Origin of the sequence: Streptomyces sp. NBC_00083, assembly GCF_026343295.1 — a bacterium.
GTDB lineage: Bacteria > Actinomycetota > Actinomycetes > Streptomycetales > Streptomycetaceae > Streptomyces.
In genome coordinates this window covers 3,267,928-3,292,244 of sequence record NZ_JAPELY010000001.1, presented here as the reverse complement: position 1 = coordinate 3,292,244, position 24,317 = coordinate 3,267,928, and the positions used below count along the sequence as shown (strand labels likewise).

21 protein-coding genes are annotated in these 24,317 nt (G+C 73.4%); 10 read left to right on the top strand and 11 right to left on the bottom strand.

Annotation, left to right across the window (positions count from 1 at the left end; all coding sequences use genetic code 11):
• Window positions 1-8: 8 nt before the first annotated feature.
• Together OOJ98_RS14710 and OOJ98_RS14705 are read right to left on the bottom strand one after the other, a co-directional pair.
• The gene (locus OOJ98_RS14710) at window positions 9-419 is read right to left on the bottom strand and encodes a PPOX class F420-dependent oxidoreductase (protein WP_267055125.1); all 411 of its coding nucleotides are present in this window, start codon (window positions 417-419) and stop codon (window positions 9-11) included.
• A 92-nt stretch (window positions 420-511) separates the two neighbouring features.
• Entirely contained in the window at window positions 512-1,405 is an 894-nt protein-coding gene (locus OOJ98_RS14705; RefSeq protein WP_267055124.1) for a LysR family transcriptional regulator, read from the bottom strand.
• A 111-nt stretch (window positions 1,406-1,516) separates the two neighbouring features.
• Here OOJ98_RS14705 and OOJ98_RS14700 point away from each other — a divergent pair, with 111 nt between their 5' ends.
• Both OOJ98_RS14700 and OOJ98_RS14695 read left to right on the top strand, forming a co-directional pair.
• The gene (locus tag OOJ98_RS14700) at window positions 1,517-2,605 is read left to right on the top strand and encodes an alcohol dehydrogenase catalytic domain-containing protein (protein ID WP_267055123.1); all 1,089 of its coding nucleotides are present in this window, start codon (window positions 1,517-1,519) and stop codon (window positions 2,603-2,605) included.
• Between the two features lie 232 nt (window positions 2,606-2,837).
• Window positions 2,838-3,539 carry a nucleotidyltransferase domain-containing protein gene (locus OOJ98_RS14695; RefSeq protein ID WP_267055122.1) on the top strand — a complete coding sequence of 234 codons (702 nt, stop codon included), beginning with the start codon at window positions 2,838-2,840 and terminating at the stop codon, window positions 3,537-3,539.
• A gap of 124 nt (window positions 3,540-3,663) precedes the next feature.
• Here the strand turns inward: OOJ98_RS14695 and OOJ98_RS14690 are convergent, their stop codons facing one another.
• Window positions 3,664-5,286, bottom strand: coding sequence for an FAD-dependent oxidoreductase (locus OOJ98_RS14690; RefSeq protein ID WP_267055121.1), 1,623 nt, complete (start codon window positions 5,284-5,286; stop codon window positions 3,664-3,666).
• A gap of 25 nt (window positions 5,287-5,311) precedes the next feature.
• Window positions 5,312-6,517: a lycopene cyclase family protein gene (locus OOJ98_RS14685; RefSeq protein ID WP_267055120.1), complete on the bottom strand. Its 1,206-nt coding sequence runs from the start codon at window positions 6,515-6,517 to the stop codon at window positions 5,312-5,314.
• Window positions 6,518-6,743: 226 nt separating this feature from the next.
• On the opposite strand from OOJ98_RS14685, the gene OOJ98_RS14680 reads away from it, so the two are divergent.
• The 5 genes from OOJ98_RS14680 (at window position 6,744) to OOJ98_RS14660 (ending at window position 12,974) form a co-directional block, all read left to right on the top strand.
• A complete protein-coding gene (locus OOJ98_RS14680; RefSeq protein ID WP_267055119.1) occupies window positions 6,744-8,048 on the top strand; it encodes a polyprenyl synthetase family protein in 1,305 nt (434 codons plus the stop codon).
• Entirely contained in the window at window positions 8,045-9,598 is a 1,554-nt protein-coding gene (gene crtI / locus OOJ98_RS14675) for a phytoene desaturase family protein (protein WP_267055118.1), read from the top strand. The genes OOJ98_RS14680 and crtI overlap by 4 nt, the downstream gene beginning before the upstream one ends.
• Window positions 9,598-10,629 (top strand): phytoene/squalene synthase family protein, encoded by a 1,032-nt coding sequence (locus OOJ98_RS14670; RefSeq protein WP_267055117.1) that lies wholly within the window; start codon window positions 9,598-9,600, stop codon window positions 10,627-10,629. The genes crtI and OOJ98_RS14670 overlap by 1 nt, the downstream gene beginning before the upstream one ends.
• 54 nt (window positions 10,630-10,683) lie before the next feature.
• Window positions 10,684-11,730: a DUF5914 domain-containing protein gene (locus tag OOJ98_RS14665; protein ID WP_267055116.1), complete on the top strand. Its 1,047-nt coding sequence runs from the start codon at window positions 10,684-10,686 to the stop codon at window positions 11,728-11,730.
• Window positions 11,731-11,996: 266 nt separating this feature from the next.
• Window positions 11,997-12,974, top strand: a complete 978-nt coding sequence (locus tag OOJ98_RS14660; RefSeq protein ID WP_267055115.1) for an alpha/beta hydrolase — start codon at window positions 11,997-11,999, stop codon at window positions 12,972-12,974.
• A 49-nt stretch (window positions 12,975-13,023) separates the two neighbouring features.
• Here OOJ98_RS14660 and OOJ98_RS14655 read toward each other — a convergent pair whose 3' ends face one another.
• The 5 genes from OOJ98_RS14655 to OOJ98_RS14635 form a co-directional block, all read right to left on the bottom strand.
• Entirely contained in the window at window positions 13,024-14,271 is a 1,248-nt protein-coding gene (locus OOJ98_RS14655; RefSeq protein ID WP_267055114.1) for an NAD(P)/FAD-dependent oxidoreductase, read from the bottom strand.
• 379 nt (window positions 14,272-14,650) lie between these two features.
• The gene (locus OOJ98_RS14650) at window positions 14,651-15,130 is read right to left on the bottom strand and encodes a hypothetical protein (RefSeq protein WP_267055113.1); all 480 of its coding nucleotides are present in this window, start codon (window positions 15,128-15,130) and stop codon (window positions 14,651-14,653) included.
• Between the two features lie 74 nt (window positions 15,131-15,204).
• Window positions 15,205-16,245 carry a terpene cyclase gene (locus OOJ98_RS14645; protein WP_267055112.1) on the bottom strand — a complete coding sequence of 347 codons (1,041 nt, stop codon included), beginning with the start codon at window positions 16,243-16,245 and terminating at the stop codon, window positions 15,205-15,207.
• Window positions 16,246-16,320: 75 nt separating this feature from the next.
• A complete protein-coding gene (locus OOJ98_RS14640; RefSeq protein ID WP_267055111.1) occupies window positions 16,321-17,334 on the bottom strand; it encodes an SDR family NAD(P)-dependent oxidoreductase in 1,014 nt (337 codons plus the stop codon).
• Window positions 17,335-17,512: 178 nt separating this feature from the next.
• Window positions 17,513-18,079: a dihydrofolate reductase family protein gene (locus OOJ98_RS14635; RefSeq protein WP_267055110.1), complete on the bottom strand. Its 567-nt coding sequence runs from the start codon at window positions 18,077-18,079 to the stop codon at window positions 17,513-17,515.
• A gap of 517 nt (window positions 18,080-18,596) precedes the next feature.
• Between OOJ98_RS14635 and OOJ98_RS14630 the strand changes: the two genes are divergently transcribed.
• Window positions 18,597-19,259, top strand: a complete 663-nt coding sequence (locus OOJ98_RS14630; RefSeq protein ID WP_267055109.1) for a deoxynucleoside kinase — start codon at window positions 18,597-18,599, stop codon at window positions 19,257-19,259.
• A 172-nt stretch (window positions 19,260-19,431) separates the two neighbouring features.
• Here the strand turns inward: OOJ98_RS14630 and OOJ98_RS14625 are convergent, their stop codons facing one another.
• On the bottom strand, window positions 19,432-19,893 hold the full coding sequence (locus OOJ98_RS14625; protein ID WP_267055108.1) for a hypothetical protein: 462 nt from the start codon (window positions 19,891-19,893) through the stop codon (window positions 19,432-19,434).
• A 160-nt stretch (window positions 19,894-20,053) separates the two neighbouring features.
• Complete coding sequence (locus OOJ98_RS14620) at window positions 20,054-20,773, bottom strand: DUF4097 family beta strand repeat-containing protein (protein ID WP_267055107.1); 720 nt, start codon at window positions 20,771-20,773, stop codon at window positions 20,054-20,056.
• A gap of 352 nt (window positions 20,774-21,125) precedes the next feature.
• Here OOJ98_RS14620 and OOJ98_RS14615 point away from each other — a divergent pair, with 352 nt between their 5' ends.
• Window positions 21,126-21,272, top strand: a complete 147-nt coding sequence (locus OOJ98_RS14615; protein WP_323177895.1) for an SflA family class IV lanthipeptide — start codon at window positions 21,126-21,128, stop codon at window positions 21,270-21,272.
• A gap of 131 nt (window positions 21,273-21,403) precedes the next feature.
• Window positions 21,404-24,307: a class IV lanthionine synthetase LanL gene (gene lanL / locus OOJ98_RS14610; protein WP_267055105.1), complete on the top strand. Its 2,904-nt coding sequence runs from the start codon at window positions 21,404-21,406 to the stop codon at window positions 24,305-24,307.
• The last annotated feature ends 10 nt before the right edge of the window (window positions 24,308-24,317 follow it).

Here is a 24,317-nt window from a genome sequence, read left to right as displayed (position 1 = left end):
TCAGTCGGTCAGTCAGCGACGGTTCCGACCAGCCGGTGCGGGGTGATCCTGACGACCACCCGCACCACCTCCGGCGGCAGGTCCACGTATTCCTGGCCCGCGCCGGGGCCTTCGTACTGCTCGGCCAGGGCGACGGCCACCGTGCGGCCCAGGTCTTCGGTGACGGTCGCGGTGCCCCGCACCTCCAGGTAGCGCTGGGGATCGGCCTGGTCGTAGACGGTCAGGCTGACCCGCCCATCACGCTCCACATTGGTGACCTTGCGGCGGCCGGCCGCCGAGGAGATCAGCAGGTCGTCGCCGTCCCGGCCGACCCAGACCACCGAGGTCTGCGGGCTGCCGTCGGGGTTCACGGTGGCGAGCACCGCGGGATGCACATCGTCAAGCAGCTTACGGGCGGCGTCGTTCAGGGAAATCGTCACGCCCGCGACCCTAACCACGACATCGGGCGGCGTCGACAACTTTCTGCGGGCGGTACGCGCGGGGCACCCGAGCCGTACCCCCTGGCGGCGGTTCACGCGGACGACATGATCGCCCGGGTGACGGCGGTGACCGCCGGGGTGGGCCGTCCGGGCAGACGTGCCACCAGGACGCGGCGGACTTCGGGGGGCGCGCCCTCGACGCGCACGAGGCTCACGCCGGGCGGCAGCACCGGTGCGAGCCGGGCCGGCACCGTCGTCACACCGAAGCCCCCCGCGACGAGATGCAGCTTCGTCAGCCAGTCGCGCGCCGAGTGGACGACACGCGGCCGCCCCGGCAGACCCGGCCAGGCGCCGAGCAGCGGTTCGGAGTTCAGGGACGAGGTGGCGATCCACGCGGCGCCCACCAGCTCGTCGACGTGGACCGTGCCCCGTCCCGCGAACTCACCGGCCGACGGGACGGCCACCACCAGTTCGGTGTCCATGACGGTTTGGACGTGCAGACGCGGCGACTCGCCGTCGAAGGGACGGTGGGGCGGGCGCGAGGTCAGGAGCCCGAGGTCGACCGAGCCCGCGCGCAGGGCGCGGATCAAAGTGGGTGTGGTGCCCTCGCTGGTGGTGACCGTGAGCTGCGGGTCCGCCTCCGCGAGGTGGGCGAGGACGGACGGCAGGATCGCGGCACCCGCGCTCAGGAACACGCCGAGCCGCACCCGCTCGGTACGCGGGACGGTGCCGGTGAGCTCACGCTCGGCGGCCGCGAGCGAGGCCAGAACGGTGTGGGCGTGCCGCAGCAGGGTCAGTCCGGCGGCGGTGAGCCGGACCCCGTCCGGTCGGCGCTCGAACAGGGCGGTGCCCGCGCTGCGTTCGAGGGCGGCGGCCTGGCGCGATACGGCGGACTGCGTGTAGCCGAGCCGGGCGGCCGCCGCGGTGAAGCTGCCGGACTCCGCGATCTGCCGCAGGACCCGCAGTCCCGTACTGGAGATGTCCATGCGGCCTACGCATACCACGGATGCCGGATCGTCGCTTCCCGCATGCCGGATCGCCTCCTAGTGTCGATCTCACCAGCTCGGACAAGCAGGCACGAACGGGGAGATCAAGACATGCGGGCAGCAGTTCTGACGGGATTCGGCGTACCGCTCGCGGTGCGGGACGTACCCGAACCTCGGGCCGGGGGCGGCGAGGTGGTGGTCGAGGTCCTGGCCACCTGCGTGGCGCCCTACGCGGGCGAAGTCTTCGGCGGCACACGCAACTACCCCCTCGTCCCTCCCGTCGTGCCGGGTCTTGGCGGCGTGGGACGGATCATCCACGTCGGCCCGGACGCCACGAGGCTGCGCGTCGGCGACCTGGTGTGGTGCGACCCGACGGTGCGCTCCCGGGACGACGCCCTGACACCCGACATCACGCTGCAGGGCTGGAGTTCGCGCGGCGAAGGCGGCGCGCGGCTCGCCGAGTACCTGCATGACGGCTCGTACGCCGAACGCATGCGGGTCCCGACGGAGAACGTCTTCCCGCTGCCTCCCGCGGCCGGGGACGATCCGGCGCGCTGGGCGGCGCTCAGCGTGCACGCCATCTCCTACGGCGGGCTCCTGGCGGGCGGGCTCGCGGCGGGCGAGACGCTGCTCGTCAGCGGGGCCACCGGCAATCTCGGCAGCAGCGCGGTGGCCGTCGCGTTCGCGATGGGAGCGGGCCGGGTGGTCGCCCCGGGCCGCAACAAGGCCGTGCTCGGCCTCCTCGCCGACCGGTTCGGACCACGGCTGCGCCCCGTCCCGCTCACGGGGGACGAGGCCGTCGACCGCGCGGCGATGTCCGCGGCGGCCGGCGGCGCGATCGACATGGTGATCGACCTGCTGCCGCCGAGCGCCCCCGCCTCGGTGGCACGCGCGGCCGCCATGACCGTGCGCGAGTTCGGCCGCGTCGTCCTCATGGGCGGCGTGGGCATGCTCGGCGGCGACGACCTGGCACTCCCGTACCCGTGGATCATGCGCAACTCGATCACCGTGCGCGGACAGTGGATGTACCCGCGCGCGGCGAACGCCGGCATCATCCGGCTGCTCGCGTCGGGCATCCTTGACCTCGCCCCGGAACGGGTCCGGTCGTTCGGTCTCGACGCCGTCAACACCGCCATCGCGTACGCCGCCGAGCACAGCGGCCCCTTCGACCGCACCGCCCTGACCCCGCCGGCCTCCTGAGGACGGGCGTCCGGCTGACGCTCCGGTCCGGCTCCGGGTGGCTCTCCTTGACCCGGAGAGCGGAGGAAGGTGATCACTCCCCCGGCCGCGGGCGATGGCACTGCGCGCCGTGTGCTCGGCGGCTGGAGCGGCACGGAATACCGCCTCAGCTACTAGTGAGCCGGTCCCCCCGGAGCGGTGCCTCCGATCGCGGGCGCCATCGGCGCGTCGCCCCGGCACGTACGCTGCAGTCATGGACGATCCCATACTCACCGCCCGCGACCTGGTACGGGACCGGTTTCCCGGTGCTCGGGCCGCCTTTCTCGCCGGCAGCGTGCTGACCGCTCGCCGGACGCCCCTGTCCGATCTGGACATCGTGGTCCTCCTGGACGGGCCGCCCGCGCCCGCCCGCGAGAACCTGGTGTACCGCGGCTGGCCGGTGGAGCTGTTCGTGCAGACCGAGGCCGTCTGGCACGGATTCGCCGACCGGGAGACCGCGCAGCGGAGTTCGCCGCTGCTCGCCATGTGCGCCGAGGGCATGCTCCTGGTCGACACGGACGGGCTGGGCGCTTCCCTGCAGAGCGAGGCACGCGAGCGCTGGGCCGCGGGCCCGCCGCCGCTCTCCGGCCCCGAGCGCGACTACCTGCGGTACGTCCTGACCGACCTCCTCGACGACCTGCGGGGCTGTGCGGATCCGGCCGAGCGTGTGTACCTGGTCGCGCACATGCTGCAACGCGCGTCGGAGCTGGTCCTGCTGGTCGGCGGAGTCTGGCTCGGCGGAGGCAAGTGGCTGTCGCGGCGGCTCGCCGAGGCTGCCCCCGACGTGCACCGCGCGTTGCACGAGGCTGCCGCACAGGCGATCGCCGGGGACGGTACGGGGTTCGCCGCGGTCGTGGGCGAGGTGCTGGACCTGGCCGGCGGCCCGCTGTGGGACGGGTATGCCGTCAAAGGATGAGCCGGTGAGGAGCCGGTGATGAGCCGGCGGGGCCCACTCCCACGGCCCTTCGCCGTTCGGTGAGCATCTCAACCCCCCTGCCAGGAAGGCGTGTTGGGGTACCGGGGAGCGCCGTCGGCGCCCCTCACCCTCCCGCCAGCGCCGCCAGGCGTCGCGTCACCAGGGTGCGTCCGCGCGCAGGGACCGTCCACAGGTCGTGCCCGGCGATGCCCCACCCCGCGAGCAGACCGTTCGCGGCGAGCAGGCCCGTCGTGGCGGCCCGCTCCATGAGCGCCACCGGCAGGTCGCAGCGGATCGTGTCGCCGGCGAGCATGACGTCGGGGCGCGGCGTGCGCACGGTGGGCCGGTCCTCGTAGCCGCCCACGGGGAACAACGGGCAGTCGTCCCGCCACTCGTGGCGCGCGTCGACGACCGCGCTGCCGCGCGTCTCGGGAAAGACGCGGTGCAGCTGGCCGAGGAGCCGGTCCTGCACCGCGCGCCGGTCGGCGTGCTCCGGCTGGGCGTACGCGTGGAGTTCGACGACGGAGCCACCGGTGCGGGCGCTCCAGCGCGCGGCCTCGCCCTCCCAGCGTTCGAGCACGCTGACGTTGTCGAGGTCGCCGTACCCGCTGGTGCCGAGGAAGCCGGGGCGGTCGCGGGCGACGGGTCGGTCGAGCCACAGGCGGCTCACGAGGAACGGCGGTGCCGTGCGCAGCCCCTCGATGCGCGCGCGCCAGGCAGGGTCTCCCAACTCCGGGCTGTTTCGCGTGAGTTGGACCAGTCCGGGGACGTTCAGGGCGAGCACACAGGCGTCGTGGTGGTCGTCCCCCCGCTCGGTGGCCAGGCGCAGGCCGCCCCGGCGGTCCGGCGTGACACCGTCGATCTCCGTGGAGGTGCGGACCCGGGCGCCCAGCAGCCGCAGCCGGTCCGCGAGGGGGTCCCAGAGCGCCTGCGGAAACGGCTCGTCGGGTACGTCGAAGAGGAGGCCCTCCGCGGAGCCCAGGAAGTAGATGTGGAACATCAGGGCCATCTCGGCGGCCGACAGGGTGCGCGGGTCGGCGAAGAAGCTGCGGGAGAAGACCTCGAACGCCAGATGGCGGGCGGACCGGGGGAACCGGATCGAGTCGAGATAGTCGTACGCGCTGAGGGAGTCGAGGCGTGCGTAGATGTCGGGGACGCGGACGTCGAGCAGGCCGAGGGCGGCCCCCGCGTGCACGCGGGCGAGCTCGCGCAGCGGGAAGGAGCGGCTGCGGGCGGCGAAGGACAGAGCGCTCCACGGGGGTGTCCTCGGCACGGCGGCGAAGCTGTCGTGGAGGCCGTCGGCGTGCCGCAGTGGATAGTCCGGCAGCGGGGTGAGCCGTCGTAGTGCGGGGTCCGTGCGCCGGAGCAGGGCGCGGAGGTTGTAGTACTGGCGGAAGAAGGCGTGGAAGCCCCGGCTCATGGTGACCCGGCTGCCGTCGCTCAGGGTGGTCGGCCAGCCGGCCAGCCGCCCGCCGAGGGTGTCGGCGCGTTCGTACAGGGTGACGCGCACGCCGCGTTCGGCGAGCGCGGTCGCCGCCGCCAGTCCCGCGATGCCTCCTCCGACGACTCCGACGGAGAGCGATGTGGCGTCGCGGGGGCGTGCGGTGCCGGGCCGTGCGGGCAGCAGGCGGGCTCGTGCGTCGCGCCCCGGCCGGCCGGTGCTCGTCGGGTGGTCGTCCTGTCCCGGAGCGTCCCGGGTGCGGGAGGCATGGTCGAAGGGGGCGGCGGGCTCGGGCGGGACGGGCATGGTGTTCCTCGGTGGAAGGGGAGGCTCAGGAGGGCCGGGCGGGGGGCGCTACGGGGCGCCGTGGGCAGGTGGCGGCGGCGAGCGCGCTGCGCACCATGGGCAGGATCGGGGTGCGCAGCCCGATCGCGACGTCCTGGAGGGGGGTGGTCCGTCCGTCGAGGAAGTGCAGCAGCCGCTCCATCGGGACGTGGGAGAAGAGCTGTTCGAAGAAGGCGGCGCCGTCCACCCGGCCGCTGGCGAGGCCGCGCAGGAGCACCGCGTCCATGGCCCGGGACCGTCGCGAGTGCGGGGCGGGCGGCAGGGGGTCGCGCCCTGCTCGCAGCGCGGTGGACACCGCCGTGACCTGGCGCTGGATGGCGGAGAACGCGTACCCGGTGGAGGGGCGCACCGCTCCCCCGGCGACCCCGATGGGGAAGACGCCGGGTGCGCTCCGCCGGGCGAAGCGGCCGTCGGTCATGGGGATGACCCCGGTCTCGGTGTCGGTCACGTCGTGGCCGGCCGCGCCCAGGACGTCGGTCAGATAGCCGCGCAGCATCCGGTCGTACGCGTCGCCGGGCAGCACGGCGGCGGAGAACTGGGTGTACTCGACGAGCGCCGTGGTGGCGCTGGTCGGCAGAACGTAGAAGAAGGCCAGGCCGTCGCGGGGCTGGGGCGTGCGGAAGTCCATCAGGTCCGCGGCCCCGCGGTCGAAGACGGGCCGCCGGGTGCGCACGAACCAGCCGCGGAAGTGCTGCAGCAGGCAGGTGCGGGCGGGGGGCAGGACGCGCGGAGGGCGGGAGTCGAAGACGTACCGCGCGTGCAGGACTGTGGCGCGGCCCTCGGCGTCGCGCAGGTGGATGTGGCTGCCGCGGCCGGCCGGGGTGATGCGCTGCACGGTGGCCTGACGCCGTGTGATGTGCGGTGCTGCGGCGAGGCGTTCCTCCACGAGGGTCTGGAAGGTGTCCGACCGGATCATCTTGTAGCGCAGCGGCGCGATGTCCTGACGGGTGCTGCGGCCGTCCTGGGCGTGCACGCGCAGGGAGCGCCAGGTGGCGGTGACCGCCGCGTCGTACCGTCCGGCCCCGCTCTCCCAGAAGCACCAGGTGCGGCGCGGCGGGCGCAGGGGGCCTGGTGGGGCGTCGAGCAGGACGACGGACGGCGCTCCCGCGGCGAATCCGGGGGCGGCGAGCCGCTCGGTCAGGGACAGGCCGGCCGCGCCCGCCCCGACGACGACCACGTCGGCTTCGTCCATCGGCTCGATGCTCCCCTCGCCCTAATCGAGTGACTCCATCAGGTTTGCTTCTGCTGCGGTCCGGTACGTGAAGGCGTGCCGTGGTCACCAGTACCACGGTGAGCCCGTGTTCACGCCGAACGGGCGACGGCTGATGCTCGCCCTGCGTATCCGCCGCTCCGGCGGGCACCGGCACGGGGAGGGTCCCCCGACCGCCCGGCACGGACAAGCCGAAGGAGCTGCCGCGATGGACTGGGAAGACGGTCGGCGGCGCGAGGGGCTGCGACCAGCGAGCGCCCCGGCCGCCCCCGGGTGCCCGGACGGGCCGGCACCGGCGGCGGTGCCCGCGTACGCGGAGGTCGATGCCGATGTCCCCGCGGCGGTCCGTGGCCGGCTCCAGGACTGGCTCGCGCACCGCACGGCGTGGGCCGAGGCGCTGGACGAGACGTTCGCGCACGACGTGGCGGCGCGTCTGGAGCGGTTCGCGCTCGGCGGCGGAAAGCGCGTACGGCCGCGGTTCCTGTGGTGGGGCCTGCGCGGTTGCGCGCGGCCGTGCGACGCGCGGACGCGGGCGGCGCTCGACCTGTCCGCCGCGCTCGAACTCCTGCAGTGCTGTGCGCTGATCCACGACGACGTGATGGACGGGGACCTGGTGCGGCGTGGCGAGCCGTCGCTGCACGCGGCGGTGGCCGGCCAGTATGCCGGCGTCGCGACGGGCGCGGGCCACCGCAGGCTCGGCGAGTCAGCCGCGGTCCTCGCCGGGGACCTGGCGCTCGCCTGGGCCGACGACATCGTCGGTGAGCTGGAGCTGCCCGCACCGGTCGCGAAGGAGATCCGCTCCGTGTGGGCCGTGATGCGCACCGAGATGGTCGCGGGGCAGTACCTGGACATGCACGGCGCGGTCACCGGGACACGGTCCGTGGCCCGCGCCGTGCGCGCCGCGTGTCTCAAGAGCGCCCTGTACACGGTGGAGCGCCCGCTGCAGCTCGGGGCGCTGCTCGCGGGCGCCGACGCGAAGACGACGGCGGCGCTCCGCGCGGCGGGCCGCTGTGCCGGAATCGCCTTCCAACTCCACGACGACGTAAGGGACTTGTACGGCGAGCACGGCGGCAGGCCGCCGGGCCAGGACATCCGGAGCGGCAAACCCACCTATCTGATCGCCGTGGCGCTCGCGAGGGCCGGCTCCACCGGGAACGCCACGGCCCAGGAGGTGTTCGCGCGGCAGGTGGGCCGCGCGGACCTCGACGCGGACGGGTTGCGCGCGGTGCGCGACGCGGTGACGTCCACGGGGGCCCGGCGGATCGTGACGCGCAGGATCGACCAGCTGCTGACCACGGCCCGTCGGCATCTGAGCCACGTCTCGCCGCGCACCGAAGGCCACGACCGTCTGCTCGCCCTGATGTACGCGGCAGCCGGGCGGCCCGGCGCGACGGCTTCCGTAGACCCGGCGGTCCCGCACGGCACGGTCCGCGAAGGCGCGACGACCCACGGGGGCGGCGTCTCGCTCTCCCCGGCCGGCCCGCATCGCTCCACGACGGAAGAGGCCTCATGAGGCGCACCATTCCGGGCCGCACCGACCACGTGGTCGTCGTCGGGGCCGGACTCGCCGGTCTCTCCGCGGCGCTGCACCTGCTCGGGGCGGGCCGCCGGGTCACCCTCGTCGAGCGGTCACCGGGCCCCGGCGGCCGCGCGGGGAGGCTCGACAGCGGTGGCTTCCTGCGGGACACCGGGCCGACGGTGCTGACCATGCCGGAGTTCGCCGACGAGGCCTTCGCCGCCGTCGGCAGGAGCCTGTACGACCAGGTGGAGCTGATCGCGCTGCATCCGGCCTACCGGGCCCGCTTCGCCGACGGCGCCACCCTGGACGTGCACACCGACGGTGACGCCATGGAGAGCGAGGTCGCCCGGTTCGCCGGAGCGCGCGAGGCCCAGGGCTACCGCAGGCTGCGGGAGTGGCTCCAGCGGCTGTACCGGGCGCAGATCGGCAGCTTCATCGACACCAACTTCGACTCGCCGTTGCAGCTGCTCACCCCCGACCTCGCCAGGCTCGCCGCCCTGGGCGGCTTCGGCCGTCTCGACGCCCGCATCGGGCGCTTCATCAAGGACGAACGCCTGCGCAGGGTCTTCTCCTTCCAGTCCCTGTACGCGGGCGTGCCGCCGGCCCGCGCCCTGGCCGCGTACGCGGTGATCGCCTACATGGACACCGTCGCCGGCGTGTACTTCCCGCGCGGCGGCATGCACGCGCTCCCCGCGGCGATGGCGGACGCCGCCTCGTCCGCGGGCGCGCGCCTGCGCTACGGGGAGAACGTGGTGCGGCTGGAGCGTTCGGGGCAGCGGATCACCGCGGTGGTGACCGAGCACGAACGCATCCCGTGCGACGCCGTCGTCCTCACCGCCGACCTGCCGGTCGCCTACCGGCTCCTCGGCCGGGCCCCGCGGCGCCCGGTGGGTCTGCGGGCCGCTCCCTCGGCGGTGGTGCTGCACGCCGGCTGCGACCGCACCTGGCCCCAACTCGCCCATCACACCATCTCGTTCGGCGCGGCTTGGAAGACGACGTTCGACGAAGTCACCCGGCAGGGCCGGCTCATGAGCGACCCCTCGCTCCTCATCACCCGGCCCACCGCGAGCGACCCCGGCCTCGCACCCCCCGGCAGACACCTCCACTACATCCTCGCTCCCTGCCCCAACACGGCCATCGGTCCCGACGCGCGCGCCTGGGCCGAACTCGCCCCGCGCTACCGCACCCGGCTCCTCACCGAACTGGAACGCCGGGGCCTGGCGGGGCTCGCCGCATCGGTGACGGACGAGCACCTGGTCACACCGGCGGACTGGCAGGCCCAGGGGCATCTGTACGGCACCCCCTTCTCCGCCGCCCACACCTTCGCGCAGACCGGTCCCTTCCGGCCGCGCAATCTCGTCAACGGCACCGAGAACGTCGTCCTCGCGGGGTGCGGCACCACCCCCGGCGTGGGCGTGCCCACGGTGCTCGTCTCGGGAAAGCTCGCCGCCGCCCGCATCACCGGAGCCGCCGCCCCGCGCTCCCGCGTCCCCCGTCGACCCGATCTGCCCCCGGCCCCGAACTCCGCCAAGGAGCGCCCCTGATGACCGCCCGCGAGCTCAACGCCGCCGGTATCACCGACCCCGGTCTGCGTTACGCGTACCAGCAGTGCAGGGCGCTCAACGCCCGGCACGGCAGGACCTACTTCCTCGCCACCCGGCTGCTTCCCCTCGAACACCGGGCGGCCGTCCACGCGTTGTACGGGTTCGCCCGCTGGGCGGACGACATCGTCGACTCGCTGGACAGCACCGCCACGACGGACCGGCGCAGGTGCGCGCTGGACGAGTTGGACCGGGAGCTCGACGCCGGACTGCTTCCCGGGGCGGCGACGGCCCGGCCCGTCATCCGGGCGGTGGCCGACACCGCGGACCGCTACGCCATCGACCCCCAGCTGTTCCGGGACTTCATGGCGTCCATGCGCAGCGACCTCACGGTCACCTCCTACGCCACCTATGCCGACCTGCGCTCCTACATGCACGGATCGGCGGCCGTCATCGGTCTGCAAATGCTGCCGGTCCTGGGCACGGTGGTGCCGGCCGCCGAGGCCGCACCGCATGCGGCGGCCCTGGGCGTGGCGTTCCAGCTCACCAACTTCCTGCGGGACGTCGGCGAGGACCTGGACCGGGGCCGGGTCTACCTTCCCCTCGACCTGCTGGCCGCGCACGGCGTCGACCGGCACCTTTTGGAGTGGAGCAGACGGACGGGAAGGGGCGACCCGGGCATCACGCAGGCACTGCGTGCGGCGGAGCACCTCACCCGGCGCGTCTACCGGGAGGCCGCGCCCGGCATCGCGATGCTCAGCCCGCGGGCCAGGCCGTGCATCCGCACCGCGTTCGTGCTCTACCGCGGCATTTTGGACGCCATCGCCGCCGACGGCTACAGCGTCGTGCACCGGCGTGCCGTGGTCCCGCGCCGCAAGCGCGCGCTGATCGCTCTCGACGGGCTCGTCAGCCGCGCACGGGCACGTCACCGCCGGGCACCCGGCACCGTCCTGCACACCGGGGCCCCGAACAGCGCCACGGCCGCCGCGGCCGCCGTCGTGGCGCGGCGGCCGGAGCCGTCCGGGGCCGGCTGACACGATGGCGGGCAGGCGAGCCGACGCAGGGCCGCCCACGGGAGCGGGGTCGGCATGGGTTACTCACGAAAGCAGAAGCGCATGGTCTCGCGCGATCCGGCACGGCGCCCCCGCCTCCCCCTCGGCCTGCGCAAACGTGCCGTGCCCTGGGAGCAGCAGCGCAGTACCTGGCGCGAGGCGAGCCCCGCACTCATCGATGCGGCCCTGCGCCGCGCCCAGGCCAGACCGTCCGGCAACTGGTACGTCGTGGGCGCCTCCCGGGCCCTGACCGCGACCGCCCCGTGGGGGCGCACCATTGCGGGACGCGAGATCGTGGTGTGGCGCGACACCTACGGCACGCCCGTGGCCGGGCCCGGACAGTGTCCGCACCTGGGGGCGCCGCTCAAGAACAGCCCGGTGCACTGCGGCACCCTGGTGTGTCACTGGCACGGGCTCGCCCTGAGCGGGGCCCCGACGGCGGGCTGGGAGCCGCTGCCCGTACACGACGACGGGGTGCTGATCTGGGTGCGGCTCGACGCGGCCGACGAGGCCCAACCACCCCTGGAAGCGCCGGTGTTGCCTCCCCGTCCCCGCCTCGACCGGTCGCTCGCGTCGGTGTACACGACGGCGGGTGTCTGTGAGCCCGAGGACATTGTCGCCAACCGCCTCGACCCGTGGCACGGCGCCTGGTTCCACCCGTACTCCTTCGTCGACCTGACGGTGGTCAGCGCGCCGCGGCGTGACGGCACGGACGAGGACGACGCGTTCGTCGTCGATGTGTCGTTCAAGGTGGCCGGCCGTGTGGTGGTCCCGGTGCGCGCGGCCTTCACGGCGCCCGAACCGCGCACCGTGGTCATGCACATCACCCGGGGCGAGGGGGTGGGTTCGGTCGTCGAGACGCATGCGACGCCGCTGGGCACCGATGCCCGGGGCCGGCCGCGTACCGCCGTGGTCGAGGCGGTCATCGCCACCTCCGACCGGCCCGGCTTCCGCGTGGCCCAGCTGCTCCGGCCGCTCGCCGGCCCTCTCGTCAACCACACCGCGGGCCGGCTGTGGCGCGACGACCTCGCGTACGCGGAACGGCGCTGGCTGTTGCGGTCGACGGGACGCTTCCCGGGCTGAGCGCCCGACGGGGCGGACAGGACCTGTCCGGCCGACCGCGTGACTGCTTCGCGTCCCGTAGCCCGACCGGTCGCACGCTCCGGCCCGCTGCCGTGCCCCGGCCCGGCGCGGAGCCCCGGAACCCTGGGGCCGGGCCGCGTAGAGCAAGATCTACACTGCCCCCAGCGACCGGACGCTCGCCTCAACGAGGGCGCAACGGGAGCGCATTCGGAACCCATGAGCGCCGTGCCCGGGGATGGCGCGCGCATTTTGACGAGGGCGGATTGATGGCGGCCATACCTTTCGACGCGGCGTTGCTGGACGGATACCGCGCCGTGCAGGAGAGCGGTGCGGGCCCGATGAGCCTGGAGAGGCTGCCACAGGTCCGAGCGGAGGACGCCGCAGAGGTGCCGACGCTCGACGAGCTGCGGCGGGGCGGGCGGTTCGAGGTGACTTCGCGCTCGGTTGCGGGGGCGTCCGGCACTTCGGGGGCCGAGCTGCTGATCTGCACGCCTGCCGCCGTTTCGGGCCCGGCCGCGTCGCGCCCGGCCATCTACTTCCTGCACGGCGGCGGCTACGTCACCGGCGATCCCCGGCACCTGTTCTTCATCGGGCCGCTGCTGGACGAGGCCGAGCGGCTCGGGGCGTCGCTGATCTCGGTCGGGTACCGGCTCGCGCCGGAGCATCCGCATCCCGCACCGCTCGACGATGTCCACGCCGGGCTGCTGTGGACCGTTGAGCACGCGGCCGAACTCGGCTTGGACGCGGACCGGATCGTCGTGGCGGGGACGAGTGCCGGCGGTGGCCTGGCCGCCGCGCTGAGTCTGTCGGTGCGCGACACGGGCGGTCCGCGGCTGGCCGGGCAGTTGCTGATGTGCCCGATGCTCGACGACCGCAACGACAGTGCTTCGGCCCATCAGATGGACGGTGTCGATGTGTGGGACCGGAGCTGGAACGGCTTCGGGTGGAAGTCCCTGCTCGGTTCCGCGTGCGGGGGCCCGGACGTGTCGCCCTACGCCGCGCCCGCCCGCGCCACGGATCTGTCCGGACTGCCGCCGGCCTTCATCGACGTCGGCTCCGCGGAGACGCTGCGCGACGAGGCCGTCGCCTTCGCCGACCGGATCTGGCGGGCCGGCGGCTCTGCCGAGCTGCACGTGTGGTCCGGCGGCTATCACACGTTCGACCTTGTGGTCCCGGACGCGGCGATCAGCCGGGCGGCGTGGCAGGCCCGCCGTTCCTGGCTGGAGCGGGTGCTGGCGGCCTGACCTTCCGCTCGGGTGGCGGCTCGCTCCGCACATGTCGACCGGTCAGGCCCTACGGCGTACGCCCCGGTCCGGTGGCGGTGAGCACCTCGCGGGCGGCCCGCGTCCCCGACGCGAGGGCGCCCTGGACCGAGCCGGTGGCCCGGTGGTCGCCGCACACATGGCGGCCCGGGGCGACGCGGGTGGGCCGGGACAGCGGCCAGGGAGGGGTCATGGCGGGCAACGCCTCGTGGACGGTGTCGACTTGGAGCAGCTGCCAGCGCGCGGTGTCGGTGCCGTACACGTCGCCGAGCGCGGCACGCAGCTCGCCCTCACGCTCGGTGCCGCTCTCGCCCAGGACGGACGTGCAGATGAGGGCGCTGCCGGCGGGCGCGTAGGTCGGGGCGACATCGCTCTGTACGCAGGTGTTGAGGAACCGTCGCCCGCTGTCGAGGAGCAGGGTCGGTTCGCCCAGTGGAGACTCCGGGGCCACGTGGTGGTACGTGGTCACGGTGCGGGTGGGCGGAATCGCGAGCCCCGGCAGCAGCCGGGCGGCCATGAACGCGCCGGTGGCCACGACGACCGTGGGGGCTTCCCAGTGGACACCGTCCTCGGTCCGCACTCCGCTGTCCGTCAGCGCCTGTGCCGGGGTGTCGAGGACAAGGCAGTCCGGCGGGAGGGTCTCGGCGAGCTGCGCGGGCACCGCGCCCATGCCGTCGGCGGGCAGGCACAGGGTGCCGCGCAGCATGCTCCGCCAGACCAGGTGGAAGAAGCGGGAGGAGGTTTCCAGTTCCTCTTCGAGGAACACGCCCGACAGGAAGGGCCGAAGAAACGTCTCGACCAGCTCGGGAGAGATGCCGGCCGCGGCGAGCGCCGTCTCGGTGGTGTGCTCGGAGCCGCGTTTGAGGGCGCGGACGGGTCCCAGCATGTCCCGGGCGCTGAGCAGGCCGAGTGCCATGAGGTCTCGGCCCGATGCCAGCCGGCCCGGCAGGAGGTCCGCGGTCCGGCGGGGCCGGCGCGTCGGGTCGGTGAAGAGCCGTCGGCCCTGCGGGGTGTGGACGAGGGCGCCCGGTGTGAAGGGCCGCAGCCGGAGCCCACGGAGCTCGAAGCGGCGTTTGACCTGCGGGTAGGCGGTGTTGAACACCTGGAAGCCGCGGTCCAGGAGGAATCCGTCGACGCGGTCGGTGCGTACGCGTCCGCCCACGGCGTCGGACGCCTCCAGCAGCCGCACCGTCTTGCCGGCGCGGCTCAGGTCGCTCGCGCAGGCGAGCCCCGCCAGGCCGGCCCCCACCACGATGACATCGGCCTGTGTGCTGGTCACGTTTCCTCCGTGTCGTCCTCGCGAACCATGGCAGAGCGTTCAGCGTGCCACGACGGAGGGCGGCCGGGCGGGTAGGCCACGCGCCGTGGGGCGCCCGACGCATTCCGACGAGCCGCACCATGACGGCGTTCGGTCAGCGCCACTTGGGTGCGCGAAAGGCGCGATGGCGCGCGATGGCGCGCGATGGCGCGCGATGGCGCGCGATGGCGCGCGATGGCGCGCGATGGCGCGCGATGGCGCGCGATGGCGCGCGATGGCGGGGGATATGAGCGGTGCGATCGGCCGCGGCCGATCGCACCGCTCATATCCCCCGCCATGGGGGCTGCTTTTTACCGTCGGGTGATTTCCGCGGGAGCGGATTCACCGTCGGGCGGCCTTGTCAGAACCGGCCGCCCGTGGCACGGGTGAAAGGCCCGTGTCCACGCCGGGCGGTCACCCTGCCGAGGCTGTAGGCGCCCGCCAGGGCTGCCAGCGCGCCGCCTCCCAGGCCCGCCGCGATCTGCTTGCGCTTCTGGACCACCGTCCACGCGGTCGTCGCGGCACGCAGCGACTTGCCAGGCACCGCGGACAGCTTCTCGCCGCCGGCCTTGGCCTTGGAGCGCAGCGCCACTACGCCGCGGCCGGTGCTGTCCTTGGCGTCGGACGCCGCCGCCTTGGCCTGGCTCGCGGCCGTCTTGGCGTGCGCCGCCGCGGACTTGGCGTCGGTGGTCGCCGACTTGGCCCCGGTCGTCGTAGCCGATGCAGCCTTGGTCGTAGCAGACCGAGCTCCGCTGCTCGCGGAGCGAGCCGTGCTCTTGGCCGCGGTGCTGTTCGAGGCCTCGTTCTTCTTCGCTGTTTCCGACTTCGCTGTTTCCGACATGGGGTCCGTCTAGCCGCAGTTCCGCAATTGAAACAACTGACGTGCGGATGAATTCCGCAAGCGGCAACTGTGTTTCAGGACGCCTGGTGGCAGGGCGCGTTGGCGGGGCTGTTGTGCAGGATCTGGTCGAGATAGCCGGGGCCGGAGGCCGGGACGACCTCGGGGGCCGTGCGGTAGCGGAGCGTCTCCGTCTGCCAGGCGTGGTAGCCGCTCATCCAGGCGGCCATGATGTCGACGTACGTGTGCACGGCGGCCTCCTCCTCGGGCCCGAGCCCGAGCTGGGCACACAACGCGGTTGTCTGGACGGCGAGTTCGTCGAAGCGTCCGACGCGGCGGTCCACGTGCCGGCGGGCCTCGGCGACGGCCGCGTCACGCGTGAGATGCCGTGCCGATTCGAGGACCAGGACCAGGTTGTCCATGTCGCCGCGGGCCTCCTCCTTCTCCACGGAGTACACGTCGTTGCACATCAGCGTCACGTCGATGGCGGTCTGCCGCATGATGCGCAGCTGAGGAGCGTGGAAGGCCGCCGCGGGGACGGTGATGCCCGCGGCGCGCTCCCCCAGGGACAGCGGGAGGTCGGTTCCGGCGATGCCCCGGCGGACCTGGAGGTACGTCTCCATGTCGGCCGGGGTGCCGCGGAGGCGTCCTATCGCTTCGTGGGCCTGCGCGGCGAAGTAGTACTCCCACTCGTGTGCGGTCCGTGCGATCCAGGCCGGGTGGGCGCCGCGGATCTCCCGGGACCGGATGTCGGCGAACGCGGCGGTGCACGGGTCGGCGTCGGTGGGCGCGGCGGCGCCGTGGGCGATGTCGGTCAACTGCCCGCACACGCGGGAGGTCCGGGCGGGGTCCCGGCCGAGCGGGCCGTCGAATTGGTCGTCGAAGACGAAGAAGAAGGCCATCGCGTCCGCGCACAGGTCCAGGCCGGGGCCGTCGGCGTGCGGAAAACCGAGCGCGGCCAGGCGCGGCATGTCCCAGGAGTCGTACCAGGCCGCCGAACGGTCGTCGGTGACGAGACCGAGACGGCGCACCCAGGCGGCGTTGTGCAGGCGGGCCCGGTCGAGGCCCGGACTGATCCGCGAGGGAGCGGGCAGGGCGAAGTCGATGTCCTGGGGCATGGGTCCTCCCGGGTGCGCGGATGGCGGGTACGGTGCGGCCGTGGGGAGGCCGATGACCGGCCGCCGGTGTGTCGCTCAGGCGTCGGCGAGGCCTGAGCCTGGGCCCTGCTGCTTGTCGACGGCGGGCGACTTGAGGTCGAGCGCGAGGGGCTCGGTGCCTCCGCCCACACCCAGCCGTGCGAAGGAGTAGGCCATGGACACACTGACGCTGCCCGGGGTGCGGAAGGCTTCGGTGCTGCGGATGGCGGGAAGGTGATCCCGGATCGATTCCGGTGTGGGTTCGCCCTCCCACACCACCCCGTCGGTCGCGCCCAGGAAGATCCGGGCGATGCGGCGGCCAGCGGCGTGCAGGAGCTCCCCGGTGCAGGGCACCGACTCATGGGCCAGGAGCGCCACTACGGACGCCACGCGCCGGGCGGGGAAGAGGTCGGTGAGCACGGTGGCCGTCGGCGCGTCGTCGTCGAGCGCTTCGAGGGACATCCGGGTGGCGGCGATCGGCACCACCGCGTTGACCTTGATGCCGTGCGCGGCGCCCTCGGCCGCGAGCGACGTGGTCAGGCCCAGCACGGCGCCCTTGCCCGCGGCGTACACACTGAGCCCGGTGTCGCCGAACAGGGCATCGGAACATGTGTTGACGATGCGCCCGTACCGGGCCCCGACCATGTGGGGCCACACGGCCCGAAGCATGTTCAGTGTGCCGCCCACATGTGTGCTGAGCACACGTCCGCACTCCTCGTCCTGGAGCTCTCCCAGGGGTCGCAGGATGGAGATTCCGGCGTTGTTGACCAGGATGTCCAGTCGCCCCCACCGCTCCATCGCCCCTCTCGTCAGCGCGCGGGCGCCGTCGGGGGTCGAGATGTCATGGACGTCCGCCACGGCCTCTCCCCCGAGGCGCCGTATCTCCTCGGCGACCTCGTGCGCGGGCGACGGTGACGCGCCGCGCCCGTCGATCCCCGTCCCCACGTCGTTGACGGCCACGCGTGCGCCTCGCGCAGCGAGCAGCAGGGCGTACTCCCGGCCCAGCCCCCGGCCGGCACCCGTCACCACCGCGACCTGACCGTCGAAGCGGACCTCGTCCCCTGCCCCCACCCCGCCCACCGCCCCTCCCGGAAGCCGTGCGATTTCCCCGCACACCATGACCCGCCGGAACAGATTCGGCCAGGGAGCGCGGAAGACCACCCGACGCACCGGCAAACGCCCTGTGCGCGCACGCACGCTCCTCCACGCGCCGTTGCGCCCAGGGGAGTTGTGTGCGTGCGCTACGGATTCACTGCTGGCCGGCAGGCTTGTGCGGCAGCGCGTCGCGGGTCCCCCGGCACGCGTAGACGATTTCCACCGAACCACCCGGCAGGGCCCGCTGGCTCTCGAAGGTCAGCCCGGTGCCGGGGTCGAGCGCGGGCGTCAGCTGCGTGCCGCCGCCGAACAGCAGGGGCAGCACAACCAGCTCCAGGGTGTCGAGTGCGCCGATCGCGTGGAACGCGCCGATCGTCTTCGGCCCGCCGATCAGGTGGACGTCGCCTCCTCGGTTGGCCGCGCGGAGCTTCTCCAAGAGGCGCGCCGGGTCGCTGTCGGTGACGACGTGGTCGGGGGCTCCGGCCGGGCGGTGGGACGCTAGCACGAACACCTCGAGGTTCGGCCACGGCCAGCGGTCGTTGGTGAGGGCGGGCTCGAAGGTGGTGCGGCCCATGAGCGCGGCCTCGCACCCGGCGAGGAACTCCTGGATGCCGTGGCTGTGACCGGAGACGAACGCGGGGTCGGCGGTGAGCGCCGGCCATCCGCTGGGGGTGGTCACGTAGCCGTCGGCGCTCATGCTCATACGGGCGCGGATCTTCATGTCGTCTCCTCGTCGAGTCGGCGGGTGGCCTGCGGTGTCGGCCGGAGCCACGGCCTGGAGACCGTGCCCCTGCCCTGGCGTCGAACGCGGGGGTCCCGGATCGACACATCCGCCCACGTTTCTTTCCACGTTCCGCAGGCGCCCCCACGGCCACGAGGCCGACCGGCCCAACCGGCGGAGGACCGCCCTTGCGACGTCGGCATGTACGGGGACGGCAGCGTCGCCAGGTGCCACGTGCTCCGGCCGGGGACGGTGGCCGCGTCGTCATCTATGCTTCATGGCGGCCGCGGCACGGTGGCTCGTCGTTGCGCGCGGTACTCGTGGCACGGGCCTGTGGGGCGCGGCCGGGGGCGGCGCCGCGACGGCGACCGGTTCCGCGGCCCTGGTCCGGACCGGGACCGCGTGACGCCGATCACGACAACCTTGGGGAACCGAGACTCCACCGACAGACAGGTGCCTCGGTGCCTGGGTGGCCCGGCCCACCCAGGCACAGAAGACCCCCAGGGAGAAGCGAGGTATGCCGGTGATCTGCGTCGGAGGCATGATCGGGATCGGCAAGACGAGCGTGGCCGAACTGCTCGCCAAGGAGCTGGGCAGCGACGTCTTCTACGAGAGCGTGGACGACAACCCGATCCTGCCGCTCTTCTACACGGCGAGCCCCGAAGAGATCCAGGCCAAGCGCTACCCCTTCCTGCTCCAGCTCTACTTCCTCCAGACGCGCTTCGCCTCGATCAAGCAGGCGTACAAGGAGGGCAACAACGTCCTCGACCGGTCCATCTACGAGGACTGGTACTTCGCGAAGGTCAACCACGATCTGGGCCGGATCAGCACCCTGGAAATGCAGGTGTACGAGGGGCTGCTCGGCGAGATGATGCGCGAGATCGACGAACTCCCCTACCGCAAGGCCCCCGACCTCATGGTCTACCTCTCGGCCGACTTCGAGACGGTGCTGCACCGGATCGGGCTGCGCGGCCGAGACTTCGAGCAGGACGAGGCCCTCGTCGAGTACTACCGGACCCTGTGGTCGGGCTATGACGACTGGGTGCACAAGCACTACTCGGCCAGCGACGTCCTCGTGATCGACATGAACAACACCGATGTCGTGGGGAATCCCGCGGACGCGGCCCGCGTGGCACAGGAGGTCAAGAACGCGTTGGCGGCAGGCACGCACCGAGCCTGAGCGGGGCGGTAGCGGTACGGGGCCTGCGCCGGTGCCGAAGCCGGCCCCCTCGGATGCCGACCTCGCAAGCGGTCCCCTTGGATACCGACCTCGGAAGCGGTCCCGCCGGCTGCCCTCCCCATCCCCCGGGGGCGGCAGCCGCCCCGGCCCGGCGCATCGACCGGGTGTCGCGTCAGTCGTAGAAGAAGAGCTCCAGGTCCTCGATCGATCCCGGGCCGGACAGGAAGCACTCGGCCTTGGCGAGCTCCGCCTGCGGCGGCATCTCCCCCGCCAGACACCGCTTCATCCAGATCTCGCCCTGCTCCCCGACCGCGTAGATGCCGGACAGCAGCTCGGCCATGCCGGCGGGACGTGGCGGGCGGCGTCCCGCGACGGGCCGGAGCACCCAGTCGCCGGCGCGGGCGGCCAGCCGCAGGACACCGGCCCAGTTCGCGATGCGCCCGACGCGCACCCGGCCCGGATCATCGCTGAACGGGGCCGTCCGCCCGCCGTGCAGGGGGTTGGTGGCGCACCTGATGTCGCGCATCACCTGACGCTCCACGGCGTCTCGGACCCAACGCCCCTCCTGGGACTCGTCGATGGCGGCGGAGCACCACTCCGAAGCGGCGTGGAGTCGGCTCTTGAACGTGTCCATGCCCCCAGACTCCCACGGCCGGCGAACCCCGTCGCCGGTGCCGGACCCCTGCCCTCACCGCCCACACCCTGACCGGCTGCGAGGATCACGGACTGGGGGCTCACAAGCTGCGGTCTCACAGGCTGCGGTCTCACAGGCTGCGGTCTCACAGGCTGCGGTCTCACAGGCTGCGGGCGGTGATGTCGCCGTACGCCGTCGTCGCGTGGATGTTGAGTGCGGCCGCGGCACCCTCGGTGTTGCTCAGCGCGTTGCTGACCCGGCCGTAGGACGTGCCCGCGTCCAGTGTCGCCGAGGCACCGTGCGCCGCGCCGACCGTGATCGCCCCGTACCCGGTGTGCAGGGTGACCGCGCCCCGTGCGGCCTCGTCGATGTGGATGTCACCCGCCGACACGGTGATCACACCGTCGCCGACGAGGCGGCCGACCCGTACGTCCCCGGCGTGCACGTTCAGCCGCAGCGTCGCGGCCTCGTCGATGTGCACAGTGCCGTGCGCCCCGTCGAAGGTGACGTCGCCGAGGGGGCCCGCCGTACGGAACTCGGCCGCACCCGCCTTCGCCACGATCCCCGAACCCGCCGGGAGCTGCACGGACACCTCCAGTGCGCCCGAGGCACCGAAGTACTGGTTCTTGACCGGGGTTTCGACCCGCAGGACGCCGTCCGTGAAGACGGCCGTGGTCTGCGCCGCAGCCCTCACATCGCGTGCCTTGGAGGCGTCGGCGGGCTTGACCTCGACGGTGACGACGGACTGCTCGGCGGCGGTCACCAGAACCCGGCCGGCCGGGATGTCGAGGACGGCGGTGACGGGGCCGGCGGTGGCGGCGAAGGTGGAGGTGGAGGTTGCGATCGAGGGGGAGGTGGCTGCGGTGGTGGACTTCTGCATGACTGGCTCCTGCGTCTCGTTGTCGTTGACGGCGTGCGACTTGTTCGCCGCGTCGTGTTGCAGACAATGCGCGGTGCGGGTTTCAGCCGGGCATCACTCCGGATTCAGCCGGGTTCAGCGGGCTTCGGACGGATGCTCCCGCCGCGGCACCCGCCGCGCCGGGGCCCGCGGAATTTCCTGCCGGCTTTCTCGCCCACGGGCTTCTGTTCTGGCCGCGACTCCGGTGTAGTGACTCCTGCCGGGCGACCGCTTGCGCATATGCCGCCGTCCGGTGCGCCACGCCATGCACGGATTCAGGACGAGACCACCTGTTCATTCACTGGCAGACGCAGGAAGGATCGCTATGAGCCCCATGGAACTCCAGATTCGCGAGGCGGGTCCGCTCGACTTGGAGGAGCAGCTCATCGAGTTCGAGGACGACGTGGACCCGGGCCGTCGCGTCGAGGCCTGTCTGGCCGACCCGTGGCCCACGGCCACCACCAGAGTCGCCTGCGACTGAGGCTGGCCCGACCACAGCGGCCCCGGCCCACCGGCCGGGGCCGCGCCCGCAGGCGGCCGGCGCACAGGACCGGGGACCGGCGCCCCAGAGCCCCCGGGGACACACAAATGGACAGCGGGGAAGGGAGACACATGCACCCGGCCCGGCACGACGACCCACTGGATGAGCGGGGCGACGACATCCAAGTCCCGCGGCGCGACGCCACAGACGCTCCGCCGCGACACGACGACGCCCCGAATCCGCGACACAGCAGTGCTCCTGATCCGCGCGGCGATGACGTCGAAGCCCCGCGGCGCGATGCCATACCCGCTCCGCCGCGGCCCAGCGGCATCCACGGGCCGCAGCACGACCGCAGCCACGAGGCGCGGCCCGGCGACGCACAGGCTCCGCCCGGTGGCATACAGGCCCCGCACGCCGACGATCGCCCCCGCTCCCGCTCCCGGGACGATGACGCGGCGTTCCTGCGCCGGCACCTCGAAGCGCTCCTCGCGGGAGCCCAACGGCGGGTCGCCGCAGACGAGATGTGGCTGTACCTCCTCGACCCGGACATGCCCCCGCGCGAGCACGGCTGGAAGCTCCGCGTCTCGACCCGCGCCGAAGAACTCGCCGAGACGCTGCGCCTGGTCGTCCCGGTCCTGCTGCGCCACACCTGCGACGCCAAGTTCGCGGTCAGCCCACGCGTGCTGCGCGACCTCAACAGCGGCGAGCGGGACCCGCGCCTGGTCGGCAAGGCGGTCACCGTCTACCCGCGCGCCCAGGACTTCGTGGTCATCGCCCACCAGCTGGCCGACGCCCTGGCGGGCCGCACCGGCCCCCGGGTGCTCAGCGACCGCCGCGTGCGGAGCGGCTCGCCGGTGTACTACCGGTACGGCCCCTTCCGGGCGACCGGGGCCGAGGGGAGCGCGCTCGTCATGACCGGCCCCGACGGGCGGACCTTCGCCGCCCGAGCGGGCGCGCGATACCGCCAACCGCCCTGGGCCGAGGACCCGTTCGGCCGGCCCGCCCCCGGCGGGACGCCGAGCGCCCCTCTGGTCGGCGGCCGGTTCCGCATCAGCACCGGCATCGCCCGCTCTCCCCGCGGGGACGTCCTGCGAGGTGTGGACACGGTGACCGGCGCCGCGGTCGTCGTCAAACAGGCCAGGGCGCACATGGCCGAGGACGCGCGGGGAGTCGACGCGCGCGGCCGGCTGCGCCACGAGCACCGAGTGCTGGCGGCACTCGGCGGCGTCGAGGGCGTACCGCGTCTCGTCGACCACCTGCGCCACGGCGAGGACGAGTACCTGGTCATGAGCGACTGCGGGCCGGTCGATCTGCGCCGCGACGTCCTGCATCACGGCCCGTACGCGGCACGTGGCGATGACGCGGCGCGCCAGGTCAGCACCCTGGCACGGCAGTTACTGGTGATTCTCGATGCGATCCACGCCCGCGCGGTGGTGGTCGGCGACCTCAAACCGCACAACGTGGTGCTCGGCCCCGACGGCTGCGCCCGCGTCGTCGACTTCGGCATCAGCGCCCTCGCCGACCACCGCCCGGCCGGCGCGACGCGCGGCTACTCCCTTCCGGTGTACCGGCCCGACGCCGAACCCGACCCGGCGGACGACCTCTACGCGCTCGGCGCGACCCTGCATTTCGCGCTCACCGGTATGGACCCGGTCGTCATCGATCCCGAGCGCACGGTGAACCGCGACCGGACCCTGGCCTGTCTGGCCGCCGCGGCGCCGGGCCCCGCGCTGCGGCCCGTACGCCGGCTGATCGCCGGCCTGATGAGCCTCGACGCGGCCGAACGGACCCTCACCGCACGGCGGTTCACGGCGGGGCTGCCCGCCCTCCCCGGTACGAGCCGACGGCCGGCCCCGCCGCGCCTCTCGCCCGCCCTCCTCGACGAGGTGATCGGCCACACGGTCGCCACGAGCGTGGCCGCGGCGCCCGGACTGTGTGTCAGGCCCGGCACCCACCATCCCGGCTCGTCGCTCACCCTCTACGCGGGCGCGGCCGGCGTGGGTTTGGAACTGCTCCACCACATGGACCGGCCGGGCGTACCGCAGGCCGTCGACGAGCTGGCCCGGCAGACCGCACGCCATCCCGAACTGCCGCGCCTGAACGGAGCGTTGTACATCGGCCGAACCGGCATCGACGTATTCCTCGGCGCGGTCACACGCTCGGCCGTGCCTTCCCTCGGCGCTCCGCCCCCGCACCCTCCCCCACCCGACGAGACCGGCGACCAGATCGGCGGGGCTGCGGGTACGGGCACGGGCCACCTCGTCCTGGCGGCACAGGCCGAAGCGGACGGGCGCAGGATCGACGCCGCCCGCCACCTGGCCACCGCGGCGGCCTGCGCCGCAGCCCTGCTGACCCGCACGGCCGATCCGGCCCACGAGCCGTCGCGGGCCGATCCGGGCATCGCGCCCTCACGGCCGGCGTCGTCGTCGGACGCGGCGTACGAGCTCGGTTTCGCCCACGGCACCGCGGGCGTCGCTCACTTCCTGTACGCCCTGCAGCGGGTGACCGCCGACCCGGTCGTCCGCGCAGCCGCGTGCACCGGCATCGACACCCTCGCAGCCCGCTTCACGGAGCTGCTGGCCGTCGCCGAGCGCCCCGAAGCCAGCCGACGCTTCGGTTCCTGGTGCCGCGGCCTGACGGGCATAGCGGCGCTCCTGATCGAAGCGGGCGTGGGCGAACAGGACGCCGAGCTCCTGGCCGTCGGCCTGCGGGGCGCCCGGACGTGTCACCGGATCGCTCCTCGGATGAGTCCAGTGTCGCAGTGCTGCGGCCTGTCCGGCGTCGGCGATCTGCTCGTCGACGCCGCGCTCGCGACGGGCGACGAATCGTTCTGGTACGCGGCCGAGGACGTGGCCTCCCTCGTCCTGGCCCGCAGTGGCGGCACCGTACGCCGCCCCCTGTTCCCCGACAACACACTCACGGGCTCCGACATGGGCTGGGCCACCGGCTCCGCAGGTGTCCTCACCTTCCTGCGACGGCTGCGCGACCGGGACGCCGTCCGACTGTGGGCGCCGCCCGGCCGCCTACCGTCGTGATCGTGTGCGC